Source organism: Mycobacterium sp. ITM-2016-00318 (assembly GCF_002968285.2).
Lineage (GTDB): Bacteria > Actinomycetota > Actinomycetes > Mycobacteriales > Mycobacteriaceae > Mycobacterium.
Map to the genome: position 1 here is coordinate 3086041 of NZ_CP134400.1, position 14597 is coordinate 3100637.

General features: G+C 65.9%; 15 protein-coding genes and 1 pseudogene. 7 read left to right on the top strand and 9 right to left on the bottom strand.

Going from position 1 to position 14597, the window contains the following annotated elements; all coding sequences use genetic code 11:
• Window position 1: 1 nt before the first annotated feature.
• From C6A82_RS15195 to C6A82_RS15205, 3 genes are all read right to left on the bottom strand, one after another.
• Entirely contained in the window at window positions 2–607 is a 606-nt protein-coding gene (locus C6A82_RS15195) for a bifunctional 2-polyprenyl-6-hydroxyphenol methylase/3-demethylubiquinol 3-O-methyltransferase UbiG (protein ID WP_105344253.1), read from the bottom strand.
• An 87-nt stretch (window positions 608–694) separates the two neighbouring features.
• A complete protein-coding gene (locus C6A82_RS15200) occupies window positions 695–1459 on the bottom strand; it encodes an alpha/beta hydrolase (protein WP_199193703.1) in 765 nt (254 codons plus the stop codon).
• A 30-nt stretch (window positions 1460–1489) separates the two neighbouring features.
• Window positions 1490–2011, bottom strand: coding sequence for a nitroreductase family deazaflavin-dependent oxidoreductase (locus C6A82_RS15205; protein ID WP_105344255.1), 522 nt, complete (start codon window positions 2009–2011; stop codon window positions 1490–1492).
• Window positions 2012–2832: 821 nt separating this feature from the next.
• On the opposite strand from C6A82_RS15205, the gene C6A82_RS15210 reads away from it, so the two are divergent.
• Genes C6A82_RS15210 through C6A82_RS15220 form a run of 3 tightly spaced genes read left to right on the top strand, consistent with a single transcriptional unit; the run spans window position 2833 to window position 5885 of the window.
• Window positions 2833–3222: a hypothetical protein gene (locus C6A82_RS15210; RefSeq protein ID WP_311101364.1), complete on the top strand. Its 390-nt coding sequence runs from the start codon at window positions 2833–2835 to the stop codon at window positions 3220–3222.
• Window positions 3223–4578 carry a cytochrome P450 gene (locus C6A82_RS15215; protein WP_105345682.1) on the top strand — a complete coding sequence of 452 codons (1356 nt, stop codon included), beginning with the start codon at window positions 3223–3225 and terminating at the stop codon, window positions 4576–4578.
• Window positions 4579–4625: 47 nt separating this feature from the next.
• The gene (locus C6A82_RS15220) at window positions 4626–5885 is read left to right on the top strand and encodes an ammonium transporter (RefSeq protein WP_105345684.1); all 1260 of its coding nucleotides are present in this window, start codon (window positions 4626–4628) and stop codon (window positions 5883–5885) included.
• Between the two features lies 1 nt (window position 5886).
• Here the strand turns inward: C6A82_RS15220 and C6A82_RS15225 are convergent, their stop codons facing one another.
• The 4 genes from C6A82_RS15225 to C6A82_RS15240 form a co-directional block, all read right to left on the bottom strand.
• Entirely contained in the window at window positions 5887–8130 is a 2244-nt protein-coding gene (locus C6A82_RS15225) for a molybdopterin-dependent oxidoreductase (protein WP_105345685.1), read from the bottom strand.
• The gene (locus C6A82_RS15230; RefSeq protein ID WP_105345715.1) at window positions 8127–8693 is read right to left on the bottom strand and encodes a TetR/AcrR family transcriptional regulator; all 567 of its coding nucleotides are present in this window, start codon (window positions 8691–8693) and stop codon (window positions 8127–8129) included. Before C6A82_RS15230 ends, C6A82_RS15225 begins: the two co-directional genes overlap by 4 nt.
• A 119-nt stretch (window positions 8694–8812) precedes the next feature.
• Complete coding sequence (locus C6A82_RS15235) at window positions 8813–9337, bottom strand: phosphate-starvation-inducible PsiE family protein (protein ID WP_105345687.1); 525 nt, start codon at window positions 9335–9337, stop codon at window positions 8813–8815.
• Window positions 9337–9819 (bottom strand): TspO/MBR family protein, encoded by a 483-nt coding sequence (locus C6A82_RS15240; protein WP_105345717.1) that lies wholly within the window; start codon window positions 9817–9819, stop codon window positions 9337–9339. The genes C6A82_RS15235 and C6A82_RS15240 overlap by 1 nt, the downstream gene beginning before the upstream one ends.
• Before the next feature lie 155 nt (window positions 9820–9974).
• Here C6A82_RS15240 and C6A82_RS15245 point away from each other — a divergent pair, with 155 nt between their 5' ends.
• Window positions 9975–10403, top strand: coding sequence for a GNAT family N-acetyltransferase (locus C6A82_RS15245; RefSeq protein ID WP_158261640.1), 429 nt, complete (start codon window positions 9975–9977; stop codon window positions 10401–10403).
• Here the strand turns inward: C6A82_RS15245 and C6A82_RS15250 are convergent.
• Window positions 10361–11764, bottom strand: coding sequence for a cytosine permease (locus C6A82_RS15250; protein ID WP_105345691.1), 1404 nt, complete (start codon window positions 11762–11764; stop codon window positions 10361–10363). The genes C6A82_RS15245 and C6A82_RS15250 overlap by 43 nt on opposite strands.
• A 153-nt stretch (window positions 11765–11917) precedes the next feature.
• Here C6A82_RS15250 and C6A82_RS15255 point away from each other — a divergent pair.
• From C6A82_RS15255 to C6A82_RS15265, 3 genes and pseudogenes are all read left to right on the top strand, one after another.
• Window positions 11918–11971, top strand: a pseudogene (locus C6A82_RS15255) (hypothetical protein); the annotation flags it as partial.
• A gap of 80 nt (window positions 11972–12051) precedes the next feature.
• Window positions 12052–12528, top strand: a complete 477-nt coding sequence (locus tag C6A82_RS15260) for a P1 family peptidase (RefSeq protein WP_255419246.1) — start codon at window positions 12052–12054, stop codon at window positions 12526–12528.
• Between the two features lie 32 nt (window positions 12529–12560).
• The gene (locus tag C6A82_RS15265) at window positions 12561–14036 is read left to right on the top strand and encodes an MFS transporter (protein ID WP_199193796.1); all 1476 of its coding nucleotides are present in this window, start codon (window positions 12561–12563) and stop codon (window positions 14034–14036) included.
• Here the strand turns inward: C6A82_RS15265 and C6A82_RS15270 are convergent.
• Complete coding sequence (locus C6A82_RS15270; protein WP_105345693.1) at window positions 14033–14461, bottom strand: SRPBCC family protein; 429 nt, start codon at window positions 14459–14461, stop codon at window positions 14033–14035. The two genes, C6A82_RS15265 and C6A82_RS15270, sit on opposite strands and share 4 nt — an antisense overlap.
• Between the last annotated feature and the right edge of the window lie 136 nt (window positions 14462–14597).

Genomic DNA, 14597 nt, shown 5'->3' on the forward strand with positions numbered 1-14597 from the left:
CCTACGACGGGTGAAGCAGGGCGATGAGGAACTCGGAGTCTTCAGTGAACGGCCGCAGGTCCCAGGTTGACAGCAGCAGATCCGGTGTGAAGCCAGCCTCTGCTGCGTCGTCGAGGAACTGGCCGAAGGCGTAACCGCGACCCGCGCCGAAGCCGATCACCGCTCGACCGTCGGCTGCGAGGTGGGCACGGAGCCGGGTCAGAACCTGCACGCGGGTACTCGGGGCGAGGAACGACATGACGTTGCCGGCCGACACAATGAGGTCGAACGGCTCAGTGATGCCCCGCGCGGGCAGGTCGAGCTCGGCGAGGTCGCCGACAAGCCACCGGGGTCCTGGGTGGTCCTGTTCGGCCGCCTGGATCAGCACCGGGTCGACGTCGACACCGACCACGTGATGACCGGCCGCCGCGAGATGTCCGCCCAACCGGCCGGGGCCACAACCGGCATCCAGAATGCGGGCGCCGCGGGACGCAACCGCGTCAACCAGACGAGCCTCGCCGGCCAGATCCTCCCCGGCGCGCGCCATGGAACGGAAACGTTCGACGTACCAATGCGAATGTCCCGGATTGGCTGCGACCTTCTGCATCCACTTGCTCGGCTCGACCACGTAACCATTGTGGCGAGCCAAGCACGCACGCGCTGCACGGGGCGCTCCATAGGCGTACTCCCGCACGAGGATCGCAACTCCGGTCATCTAGCCGAGGAACCACTCGAGCGCGCGCCGCGTCCGGTCGCCGGGCACCACGTGGCCCCCCGCGAACTCCTCGTAGGTCAGCGGATAACCCGCCCGCTCGAGCCGGGGGCGCAGCCGGCGGCTGGTCTGGTCGATCGGCAACACTCGGTCATCGACACCGTGAGTGATGAAGATGGCCGGCTCACCGACCGGTTCCCCGGGAGCGGCGAAACCGGGGGAGAAGGCAATGACGTGGCTGAACAGGTCGCCGTTGGTGAGCCCTAGCGACAATGCGTACGAGGCGCCGTCCGAGAAGCCCGCGACGGCCAGATGTCGGGGGTCCACCGCGTAGCGGTCGAACATATGGGCCAGTGCCGTGTCGACTCGCGCCACGTCGGTCCCGAACGACTCGACAATCACGTCCCAGGTCGCGTCCGCGCTCTCGACGGCCACCAGCAGCAGGCCCGCCGCGTCGGCGAGCGGCAGGAACGGGTCGATTCCTCCGCGGGCATCGCCGCCGGCGCCGTGCAGCATCACGGCCAGCGGCGTCGGGGTGTCCGGGCGGTAGCCGGTGGGGACGTAGAGCAGCGCATCGGTCAGCTGGTGGAATCCTGGCGCGGCGGGTGCGGCGGTCGGCGGGCGAGGCCGCGCATGTAAGCGGCCGCCCGAGGGGTCCATCGGAGCCGTCGCTGGGGCGGCCGTCTCTAGTAGGTGATTGCCTGTGGGACCGCCGCCGTTCGGCGCCTCCATCGCGCACGCCGCCGCCGTGAGGATCAGCAGTGCCATCGCCGGAGTTCTCCCGAGCACCCTACGGTGCTACCCGGACGGCGTGGGGTTATGCGTCGTCTCGGTGAACGCCACGACCGGAATGCGCCGTCGGCCGGCCATTTGTTCGTAGTCGGCATAGTTTGGAACGAACTGCTTCGCGAGGTCGAACAGCCCGTCGCGTTCAGCACCGGTCATCTCCTCGGCGACGAAGGTGCCGGTGTAGCCACGCGCCGACAGCGTGACGCGGGGATTCGCCTTGATGTTGTGGTACCAGGCGGGATGGCGCTCGCCGCCGTAGTTGGATGCGATCGTGATGACCCGGCCGCGGTCGGTGAAGTAGGTCAGCGGGGTGCTGTGCTGCTTGCCCGTCTTGGCGCCGGTGTGAATGAGCAGTACCTCGGGCAGCACCAGCGACATCGACAAGTGACCGTTCGTCAGCTTGATGACGGCGCGGTCGATGCGCCAGCCGTAACGCTTGAGGAACCGGCGCGCGGCGTCCGCGCTCATCAGCTTGGCGCCTGCCTTGAACAATGGCGACGGTGCTGTCGGTTCGACCTCGGGGATGCCCATGCTTGGCGACGGTATCTTAACGACTTGGGCGTGGCGACGAACGTGAGTTGACATAATGTGGCTTATCGGCATTTTCTCGACCTCGGTGAAGGGCGGTGGCGGCCCGTTCCGTCCGCAAATGGCACCACGTCTTTTGCTCCGCGAATGATCGTCGCATTTGAGCACCGAGTTCGACACAGTCACCGTGAGCACAGATGACCGCGAGGTGGGCGCAAATATCTCGCTTGCGGACCGGGCGCCGCCGACTCCGTACCGGTGCCCCTTGAGGTCCTCTCCAAAAGCTTACTCCCGCAGAGGGATACGTCACTGTGACGGAACGATGTGGGCCGGGGCCTCTACTCGACATCGCGCATCTGGATGCGATCCGGTATCCAATCGCCTGGACACCAACGTCCACGCCAGCCCATAGCCCACAACCAATGGGCAGTCGGTCGGCCCGCGGCACATGGCGTTGATTGCCGCTGACCACTCAGTCGGAGTCGACGTGACCGCAGACGAGCTTTTCTATTCCCCACCGCTACCCTGTCTCGCGTCTATTTACGTCACAGTGACGATAGACCACAGGGTGGCTGTATGCGTGAAACACGTTGGTGCGCAAACATTTTATGGGTTGGCTCCCGATGGGCCGTTCATGTCGGCGCGACCACGGCCGAGCGCTCGGCAAATTGGTGCTCGCCGGCACCATCCTCAGCTGAATGCTGCTGACCGTTCTCGCTGTAGCGTGCAGCCAGGCCCGCCGTTCGGCGCAAGCTCTCCCGCGGAATGATCGCCTATCGACAACCGGCTGACAGCGCAGGCAACCGTGCGGCACAGTGATCCTTATGACCAGCCGAAAGACGCCGGGGCCCAAAGAGGTCAAGGCCGCAGCACAAGCGGCCGCAGAGACCGCGCAGTCGATCGCCGGCGGTGCGATGCGGATCCCGCCCGCAACCCTTCAAATCGCCGCTCAACTCCCGGATATGCTCGAGAACATAGCGACCGCCACCGAACGCCTGAACGAAGCGATCGATCGTGCCGAACGATTCCTGGCGCTGGCTGATCCCATGATTCGGACCATGGATCACCTGCTACCCCAGCTCGAGTCGCTTGTCGCGACAAGCGATGAGGTCTTCAAGACCGTTTCATCGCTTCCCGGTGTCTCGACAATCGGTCGGCTTGCAGGCGGCCCTACGCCATCAACGCGAAAGCGCTCAAGTCCTAAAGGGCCTTAGATGACCGCCGCCGACCGACCCGCCGAGACGGCGACGATCAGACCACCACCACCGCCGGGCCCCCGGGCGATCGCGCCGCTGCGCCCGTTCGTCGCCGCCGCCTGCGGTGCTGGCTATCTGGTCGCGGGCGAATGGTTGATACGTCGACTCTTCGCGCGGTACGGACCAATGGTGTCGATCCCGCTACCCGGCATCCCCGTGGTTCTCATCAAGGACCCGCAATTGGTCAAGCAGGTGTTCACCGAGAAGCCCGACGTCCTCCTGGGCGGCAAGGGAGTGCGCCCGTCGGCGCTCATCTACGGAACGGGCTCGATGTTCGTGCAAGAGGAGCCTGAGCATCTTCGCCGACGAAAGCTGTTGACGCCGCCGCTGCACGGCAAGGCACTCGAGAACTATCGGCCCATCATCGCCGACAGCACGCAGGAGGCACTGACGTCGTGGCCGGCGGACAAGCCGTTCGAGATGTTGCATGCAGCCCGTGATCTCGCGCTCGACGTGATCGTCCGCGTCATGTTCGGAGTCGAAGACCACGCCGAACGCAGCCGTCTCGGGCACCCCTTCGAGACACTGCTCGACCTGGGATCGTCGGAACAGCTGATCGTGCGGGTCGCACTGCACTCGGTCGGCGGACTCAAGCGCTGGCCCAAGCTCGACCGCGCCAACCGGGGCATCGACGATCTGCTGACGCCGATGATCGCGGCCCGCCGCGAGGACCCTGGCTTGGAGAACCGCACGGACATCATGTCGCTGTTGCTCACCGCCCGCGGTGAGGACGGAGAGCATCTGAGCGACAAAGAGGTTCGCGACGATCTCGTGACGCTGGTGCTCGCGGGCCATGAGACGACGGCGACGACGCTGGCCTGGATGGTCGACCTGCTGCTGCATCACCCTGACGCGATGGCGAAGGTACAGGCGGAGGCCGACGCAGCCGAGTCGACCACGTACACGCAGGCGGTGATCAACGAAACGCTCCGCATCCGCCCACCCTCGCCCTTCACCGGGCGCTACACAGTCGGCGACTATCAACTCGGCGGATACACGGTGCCGGCCGGGACCCGAATCGTTCCGCATATCGGCGAAGTGAATCTCGACGCCACGACCTACGACCGACCACAGGAATTCCGGCCTGAGCGTTTCCTCGACGCGAACCCGCCGACGTACGCCTGGATCCCCTTCGGCGGCGGCATCAAGCGTTGTCTCGGTGCGAGCTTCAGCATCCTGGAGCTGACCGTGGTCCTGCAGACGCTGCTGAGTTCCGGCCGATTCGAGGCCGTACATGACCGCGGGGACCGTCAGGTCCGACGCGGGATCGTTTTGCTGCCCCATCGCGGGGTTCGCGTCCGCTACCAATCCTGACGGGTCATAATTCTGCGAGCCTTTTGCCGAAGACGAAGGAGTCGCCGATGGAGATCGACCCGGCCGCGACCGCCTGGGTGCTCGCCTGCACAGCACTGGTCCTGTTGATGACACCCGGTCTCGCCATCTTCTACGGCGGTATGGTCCGGTCGACGGGCGTGCTCAACATCATCATGATGTGCTTCATCTCCATCCCCGTCGTGACGATCGCGTGGTTGTTCGCCGGCTATTCGCTCGCCTTCGGTCAGGACGCCGGCGGTGGGCTCATCGGCAACCTCGACCACTTCGGCCTGCTCGGAATCGATCCGACGACCGTCCGGTCCGGTATCCCCGAACTGCTCTTCCTCACTTTCCAACTCGGCTTCGCGATCGTCACCGCCGCACTGGTCTGCGGTGCGATCGCCGACCGCGCCCGGTTCTCGGCATGGATGATCTACGTCGCCGTCTGGACCGTGGCCATCTATGCGCCCGTCGCGCACTGGGTCTGGGGCCCCGACGGCTGGCTGGCCTCGTTCGGAACTGTCGACTATGCGGGCGGCCTGGTCGTCGAGATCGTGTCCGGGGCGTCCGCGCTGGCGCTGGCGCTTGTGCTCGGCCCGCGGATCGGGTTCAAGTCCGAGGCGATGCGTCCGCACAACCTTCCGTTCGTGCTGCTCGGTGTGGGGCTGCTGTGGTTCGGCTGGTTCGGCTTCAACGCGGGCTCGGCGCTCGCCGCGGACGGCAAGGCCTCGGTGGTCTTCCTCAACACGCTGATCGCCGGCTGCCTCGGGATGCTGGGCTGGATCTTCGTCGAACGGCTTCGGGACGGGCGGCCGACGACGTTCGGCGCGGCCTCCGGTGTGGTCGCTGGACTGGTCGCCATCACACCGTCGTGCGGATTCGTCGCGCCGATAGGCGCATTCGTCGTCGGACTGGCCGCAGGCGTGGTGTGTTCATTCGCGGTCGGCTGGAAATTCAAGGCCGGCTACGACGACTCGCTCGACGTCGTCGGTGTGCACTTCGTCGGCGGGGTCGTCGGCACCTTCCTGATCGGGCTCCTCGCCGCCGAAGTCGTGTCCGGTGGCGTCGAGGGCCTGTTCTACGGCGGCGGACTGTCCCTGCTGGGCAAGCAGGCGCTGGCGATCCCGGTGGTCGCGTTGTTCGCGTTCGTCGTGTCGTTCCTCATCGGCAAGGTCATCGACGTGACATTCGGGTTCCGCATCGAGCGCGAAGACGAGATCTCCGGGATCGATCTCGCCCAGCACGCGGAAACCGCGTATACCGAAGGCGTGCACGGCGCGGCGCAGAAGCGGCCGGGCCTCAACTGATTCACACTGCGGCGGCGCTCTTTACGGCCTCGATGCGGGCAGGCACGTGCTTGTGCCACGGCGTGCCTGCGTAGGGGTCGCGCCACTCCGTCGACGTGAGCGCGTTGGGAGCGACACCGGGCACCTGCACCTCGCCTTGCTCGTTGACGTACTCGAGCCCGAGCCCGTTGGGTAACGACGCGTGCCCGGGCAGCATCGCCTCGCTGATCTCGACGCTCGCCTCGGCACTGCCCGCCGCGGTGGTGATGCGCGCGCGTCCACCGGCCACCAGGCCCAGAGCCTGGGCATCCTCGACGCTGACCCGCAGCGCACCGTCGGTGTCGCGCTTACGCCAGGTCGGGTCGCGGAAGATGTCGTTGGCGGTGTATGCGCGACGTTCGCCCGCCGAGAGCACGACGGGAAACTCCGACGTCGTCAACGCAGACTGGGCATCACGCAATCCCCGGATCTCGTCGAGCATTTCGCGCATCTCCAGCGCAATCTTGTGATCGGGATGCGCGATCAGCGCGAAGTCGTCCGCGTACTCGTGCGCGGTGAACGTCACGCCCGAACGGCTTTCCAGAATCGCCTCGAACAGGGCATTGCCGTCGGCGTGGCCGGCGCGCCGCACCGCGTCGGGATAGGTCATAGCCGTCTTCTGCGCCAGCCCCCACAGCGCCGCAGCGCCCCTCAGATGCTCGGGCAGTGTCGAACCCAGCGTCTCGTAGAGAATGAACGGGAGCACCCGCGACATCGCCGGGTTGGCGCTGACCGCCCCCAGGAACGCCTGCGCGTACGCGTCCAGGCCCTTGTCGGCGGCGTCGCGCAGCGGCTTCAGGTCGACCTCGTCGACCACATCGAGCGCCCGCACCAGCCGGGCCCAGATCTCGGGCTCCGGCAGTGTGCCCGGCAGCGGCGCCATCAGCGGATGCCGGAAATGAAAGGTGTTGTGCGGGAACTCGAGATTGAAGAACGTCGCCTCGGGCTTCTCGAACTGGCTCGCCGCGGGCAGCACATAGTGGGCGAGCCGGGCCGTCTCCGTCATCGCGACGTCGATGACCACCATCAACTCCAACGATTGGAACGCCTCCCGGCACGCCGCGGAGTCGGCCACCGAATGCGCCGGGTTGCTGCTCTCGACGATCATCGCCCGAAAGCGGTCCGGATGGTCGGTCAGAATGTTTCGCGGCACAACGTTCGACGGCACCAGACCCGAGATCACCGGTGCACCGGTCACCGGCGTCCGCCCGACACCTCCGAAGGTGAACAAGGGCGCGAATGCCGAATGCAGATGCTGGCTTCCACGTTTGGCGAAGTTGCCGGTGAGAATCCACAGCAGCTTGTTGAGATAGGAGCACAGGGTGCTGTTGGGTGCCTGCTGGACGCCGAGGTCTTCGAAAACCGCCACTGAGCTCGCACCGGCGATGCGCCGCGCCGCCGCGCGGATCAACTCTTCGTCGACGCCACACCGCTGCGCGTAGTCGCCGACGGGCACGTCGCGAAGCGCATCCCGAACGGCGTCGGTGCCATTGACGTGGTCAGCCAGAAACCTTTCGTCGCAGAGGTTTTCTCCTACGAGCACCGCAGCCATCGCCGCGAGGCACCACGCGTCGGTTCCGGGCCGCACCCGAAGGTGCATGTCGGCCATCTTCGCGGTGTCGGTGATGACGGGATCGATGACGATCATCGCGCGGGCGGGGTCCTTGGCGATGTCGTTGAGCACCGTGCGGGCCCTCGGGAAGCTCTGCGACATCCACGGGTTCTTGCCGACGAACACCGACACCTCGGCGTGTTCGAATTCTCCTCGTGTGTGCCCGCCGTACAGATGAGCGTCGACCCAGGCCTCACCGGTCTTCTCCTGTGCCAGAGCGTTCGACCGGTACCGCGCGCCGATGGCTTTGAGGAAGGCCCCCGAATAAGCGCCGCCGAGGTGGTTTCCCTGGCCGCCGCCGCCGTAATAGAAGACCTTGTCGCCGCCGTAGGTGTCCCGTATACGTGTAAACCCCTCGGCGATCTCGGTAATCGCGGTGTCCCAGTCGATCTCCTCGTAGCTGCCGTCGGCACGCCGTCGCATCGGGGAGGTCAGCCTGGCGCGGTTGTTCTGATAATGGTCGAGCCGCAGCGCCTTGTTGCAGGTGTAGCCCTTCGACGCAGGGTGTTCCTTGTCGCCGCGGATCTTGGCGAGCGTGCGCCCCTCCAGTTGCACGGTGACGCCGCAGTTGCACTCGCACAGGATGCAGGCGGTCGCCTGCCAGTCGTTGGTCATCGGGATTTCCCTTCGGCGGTCGCGGCATTGAGAAGGCCGCGGAGCTGACGCTGGACGAGGTCGAGTGGTTTGACGTCTCGGGACGCGCGGGCGACGACGATCGCGCCCTCGATCGATGTGGTCACCAGCATCGCCAGTTCTTCGGCGTGCGCCGAGTCGACACCTTCGTTGACCAACCGCTGACCGATCAGCTCGGTCCAGAGCGCGAACGCGGCCGCCGCGCGTTCGATGACCTTCCCTGTGCGCTCAGGATTGTCGGGATCGCCCGCCTCGACCGTCACCGCGACGATCGGGCAGCCCGCGCGGTAGTCGCTGGCGGCCAGCTGTTGGCGGTACATCCCGATCAGCTCGTCCAACAGCTCGACGGAGCTTTCGGCGGCCTCGATCTTGGCCGCGATGTATGCGCCCGCGTAATCGGTCGCCTCTTCGAGCAGCTGCATACGGCCGCCGGGGAAATAGTGATAGGCCGATCCACGCGGCGCGCCGCTGTGCTTCAAAACATTCGATATCGCGGTGGCCGCGGCACCGCGCTCGCGTATCAACAGGGCGGCGGATACGACCATGCGCTCCCGCGGATTGCTGACCACGCTATATATGCTGGCATACATAACCGCGAGCGCGCAGCCGTGTACGGTTTCGGTCGCAGAATTTGTACGTGAGTGAGCGCTCGCCGCCCACGAAGTCAGGACTTAGAGGGCTGCTTTTCGTCCTCGTCGCAGTCCTCGCCGACGTCGTTGGTGTCGCGGCGGCGCTCACGCAGCACGAAGGCTGAAAGAGCGAGTGCCAGGACGACGCCGGCGAGAACGCCGATTTCCACGACCGCGCGCGAGAAGGCCGGGCCCTTCTCCAGGAGCGTCGCGGCTTCCACCGAGAGCACCACGATCTCTTTGATGCCTGCCAGGATGCCGACGATGAGGAAGGGCTCGGCGACGATCTCGTGTGACCGGAGGCAGGCCCGCACGGCGTAGAGCAATTCGACGAAAATGAAGATGAGCAGCAGCCCGTCGAGAATGTCGAGCATGACGGCCTTGGCGGGGGCATTGCGCAGCGTCAACATCGTGTTGAATTGCGCGACCAGCAAGGCGACTGATCCGACGATCAGAACGACGGCTATCCCCCAGTAGACCGCGTCTTCCAACCGCCCGAGAACCCGGTCAGCGAGGCGCTGGCGTTCTTCGTCGCCCTCGGATTCAGATTTCTCGGCCATCAACGGTTCAGCATCCAGATGCGGGTGGACAGTGCCGTTGCGAAGGCGCACCACAGCGGATAAGGCGTCAGCACCACTCCCCGGCTCGGCTTGAGCTTCGCGGCCCGCCTCGCCAGATCGGCACTACTCACGGTCAACGCCGCTGCGGCGACGGCCGAGGTGCCGAGCATGCGGCGGTTGAAGAACAACCATGACCAGCTGCCGTTTAGCAGCAGGTTGACCGCGAGGGCTTTCCGATACGCGCTCGCCTTCTCTGGCTGACGCTGCTCCTCGAACTGGTTTACCGTCGAGGCCGACACAGCGGCGATGTCCGCATAGAGGATGGGCCAGACGATCGGGAATGCCTGCCGCGGCGGCTGGAAGGACGGTTTACGCAGCTTGGCATACCATTTCGAGTCGACCGCGGGTCGGCTGGCCAGGCTCCCGGCCGCCGCCGTGACGAAAACAGCCGATGCCGATTTCGCAAGTGTGCCAGGACGCATGATCACTATTTAACCCCGGCGCGGATTTCACAAACGCCGTAGCGACGTTAGCGTGACCGGATGGCACCGGCGTGGCAGCTGCGGGTAGGTAGCGCAGCCGACCTGGACCTCGTCGAATCCTTATGGGTGGCCGTCCATCCCGCCACATCGAATCCATGCCGGAAATGGCGCCCTATGTCGACGACACCGAGACCTGGCGGGCCCGCAGGAAGCTCTACGAAGAACTGCTGGCCAAGTCGGACACCCTGCTGATGTTGGCGATCGTTGATGACGAGCCGATCGGATACGGCCTGACGCACCTGATGCCCGTCGCCGGCTCATGGCTCGAGGACACCTGGCGCACCGGCGACCGCGTCGGTGAGATCGAGTCGCTCAGCGTGCTGCCCGCCTATCGCGGAACCGGGCTCGGCTCGGAGCTTCTCGAGCGACTGGAAGCGCACCTGCACGAACTCGGCGTCGACGACATGATTCTCGGCGCGCTCGCGGGCAACACCGACGCCATCCGGCTGTATCAACGGCACGGATATCGACCGACCTGGCTTTACCTGTCCAAGTTGGCCGGGCGGGACCGCAGAAGCCGATAGCCGCCGTAAAGTGCCGCCGCCACAACGAAGTTGACGAAGTAGGCGACATCGGCGCCGTGCCAGGCCGCCGCGACGGGGCCGGTGAACAGTGAGGTGTTCATGAACGGGACGGCGGCGGCGTAGGCCGCTACGAAAGCGACCACAGCGGCGATCGCGTCATCACGCTCGGTGTGTTCATCGGCGGGATTGAACGACACCCGGCCACGCACACGCAGCGCCCAGTCGGTCACCACCACCGCGACGAATGCCGGAATCCAGTAGCTCACCAGTAGGAGCATGTGCTCGAATCGGGACGCCGTCTCGCCGCCGTGCAGCCACAGAATCAGCGCGAACGCGATCGCAGTGACGACCACCGCCGATATCGGCCTGCGCACACGCACCCCGATGGTCTGCAGCGCCAGCGATCCGCTGTAGTCGTTCATGACGCCGGAACCGATCGACGCGAGTGCGATGATCACCAGTGCAAGCGCCCCGAGGACGCCCCCGCCCATCACCGACCTGACGCCGTCGGCGGTGTGCTCGGATACTAGATCGCCTGCTGCGATGCCGATCCCCTGCACGAAGATGTACGCCGAAACGATTCCGGCGAACGTGCAGCCGAACACCCGCAGCCGCGACGAGTCGGCGGGCAGGTACCTGCTGAAGTCCGCCGCGTAGCTCGCCCACGAGATCGACAGGCTCAGCGCGATGGTCACCTCCAGCACGAAGGCGCCCGCGAGATCGGCGCCGTGCACGCTTGCAGGGGTGACGATCTGGTGTCCCGCGGCCAGCTTCGTCGCGAACACGACGAAGGTGACCAGCAGAACCACCGTCAGCACGGCTTGGATGCGGTGAATCATCTCGTAACCGAAGAAGCCGACCACACCCTGTACGGCCAGGACGATGAGGACCGCACTCCAGAACGGAATGCCGAGAAGTACGGAGAGCGCTTCCCCGCCGAACAGCCCGACCAGCGCATCCCATGCGTTCGACGAAAGCCACTGCAGCACACCGGGAAGCACCACTCCACCGCCGAAGGCCATCCGGGAGTTCGGCAGCTGCGCCGTGCCCGTGCGGGGACCCCATGTGGACAGATATCCCACGACGAGTGAGCCGAGCACCGTGCCGATCACCATGGCGAGCAGGCCGAGCCAGAATCCGAGGCCCAGCGCGATCGCCAGCGCGCCGGTGAAGACGCCGGTCATATTGACCTGTGGCGCGAACCATACGGTGAAGAGTCGCCACGGGCTGCCGTAACGCTGGTCCTCCCGGATCGGCGCGATGCCGTGCGTTTCGACCGACAGATCCCCCGCGCCGGACGGCGTGCGGCCGCTGAACGTCGGCGCTGTCAGCGCGCTCGATGACTGGCCCCCTTGTGTCATGGGATCTATTCGATCATGACGGGATCAGTTGGCCGACAGCACCGCTAAATTCGTGCAGAGACCGGGACCCATACCGAGGACGGCAGACCACAGGCGCGGGCGCTGGGCATCGTCCTGCGCGGCAATCCGGGTCCGCTCAACGGCAATGGCGAGATGACCGGCACCAAGTGGATCGACGAGGCCGGGTCGTTCAATCTGCCTGTGGTGCTGTCGAATACGCACTCGGTCGGCGTCTGTCACACCGGTGTCATCCGCTGGGTAACCGGGTCAATCCTCGACTGGCCCCAGTGGCTGCTACCGGTGTGCGCGAAACATGGGACGGCTACCTCAATGACATCAACGGCGGCCATGTGCGACCCGAACACGTCGAAGCCGCACTCGACGCCGCCGGACCGGGACCCGTCGCCGAAGGTTCCGTCGGCGGCGGGACCGGCATGAAGTGCTACGAGTACAAGGTCGGGAGCGGCACCACGGGCAGCCACTTCTCCGGCGACATCTTCCTGGCCTTCTCCACCGCCGACGCGCCAAGGCTGGCCAGCGCGTTCCCGATCGGACCTGTGGCGGCCGACGAATTCGGCACCATCTCTTTCATTCCGTGGGGCCGGATGGACGACCTCTATACCGCGGTGGTGCAGTCGGTCGAGGAAGCGGTCCTCAACGCGCTCGTCGTCAACGACGACATGGTCGGTCGGGACGGGCACCGGTCACCGCGCCTGCCGCATGATCGATTGGTGGCGCTACTGGATGAAAGACATAATCGATAGAACCAAAGATGAGCTAACGATCGGAGCATGGAGTGGTCAGGGCGGAACCGACTCGCTCCGCAGCTTCCCATCAGCCGATTCGACGACCACGGGCGCTGATCGTCGGGCTGAGCATCGTGGTGCTGACCGTCGCCGTGCTGCAGACCGCCGTGGTACCCGTACTCGGCATCATCGCCGACCAGCTCGACGCATCCACCGTCGGGGTCAGCTGGGCGGTCACCGCGAACCTGCTTGCCGCCGCGGCCGCCACCCCGCTGATCGGCAGGCTCGCCGATCTGCACAGCAAGAAGCGGGTGCTGCTGATCGTGCTGGGCGTCGTGCTGGCGGGATCGGTGCTGGCCGCCACCACGTCGTCGCTGCCGCTGCTGATCGCCGGCCGGATCCTGCAGGCCGCCTCGTTCGGCCTCTATCCCGTCGGCGTCGCGATCTTGCGTGAGGAACTGCCCGAGGGCCGGATGGTCTCGGCGATGTCGGTGCTCTCAGGAACTCTCGGTTTCGGCGGTGGCACCGGCCTCGTGGTGGTGGGACTGCTGGTGGACCACGGCGCCAACTACCACCGCGTCTTCTGGCTCACCACCGCATTCACCGTCGTCGTCATCGCCATCGTGATCCTCGTGGTGCCCTCCCGCCCGCGCAGTGCGACGGGATCGATCGACTGGCTCGGCGCCGTCGGCCTGGCCGCCGGCCTTTCGGCGATGCTGTTGGCCATCACCCAGGGCAACACCTGGGGCTGGACGTCGCTTCGCACGCTGGGCAGCGCGGTCGTTGGAGTCCTCATCACGGTCGGCTGGTGGCTGTGGGAGCGGCGGGCCAGGCAACCGCTGGTCTCGACGAGAATGCTGAGCCGGCGCCCGATCATGCTGACCAACCTGGCCACCATCTTCGTCGGCATGGGGCTGTACTTCGCGTTCCTCGGGCTGACGTTGTTCGTCCAGATTCCCCCCGAGGCAGCGGGATACGGTTTCGGCGCGACCGTGCTGGAGGCCAGCGTCATCTATCTGCTGCCCGGTGCCCTCACCGGCTTCATCGTCGCCCTGGCCAGCGGCCGGTTCATCGACCGCTTCGGCGCCCGGCCGGTCCTCGTGGTCGCTGCCGCCGTCGGCATCACCGGCTTTCTGTTCATCGCGTTCATGCATTCGGCCCCGTGGCAGGTCATCGTGGCCTGCATCCTGGCCAACGCGTACATCAGCCTCGGCTACGGCGCGCTACCCGCGCTGGTGGTCAGCGAGGTCACCGCAGGCGAAACGGGTGTCGCCACCGGCATGAACGCCATTGCGCGCACCATCGGCAGCTCCATCGCCGCCGCGCTGGTCGCCGTCCTGCTCGGACGGACAGGAGGCGACCCGGCTGTGCCCTTGGAGAGCAGCTTCGTCGCGATCTTCGTCGGGGGCGCGGTGACCGGCGTGCTGGCGATGGTGCTCATCGCGCTGTCGCGGGTCCAGGCGGGCGGTAACGAAACCGTCGAGGCACGCTACGAATCCCGTGCCATGAACCACGAATGGGGTTAACGCAGCGCGGCCAGATTGGTGACGGACTGCGCAACCTCTGACTTGACGAATCGAGCCACCAGCCGACCCACCGGTGTGCTGAGCACACCGCCCGACAAGTCAGCGACAACGTGGAACTTGGCGCCTTGCTTCCTGGGCTGGACCTCGATCGTCAAGCCGATCCTGATACCGCCGCGACCGGCACCGCTCATCTCGATCAGGTTCGGCTCGTCGTATCGGGTCACCCGCCAGTGGATGATGTTGCGGACACCCTTGAGTCTGATGCACGCGGACACGCAGGTGCCGACCTCGATCTCCGACGGCACCTCGCTGCGCCAACCGCCGAATATGGTCAACCACTCGTCGAAGCGGTGCAGATCCGAGGCCAGTTTCCAAGCCTGTTGCGGAGCCAGGTCGGTCGGCACTGCCACATCAACGTTCGCCATTACGTTCACCTACCCCCGAGGACCCGACCCCGAAACTAAGCTGACAGTTCTGGAGGACGCGTGCACTCCCCGGCTGGCGACTGCCAGCCGTTGTTCGTTTGCGACCGCACCCGCGAAATCTGTCCCCTGCACCGCG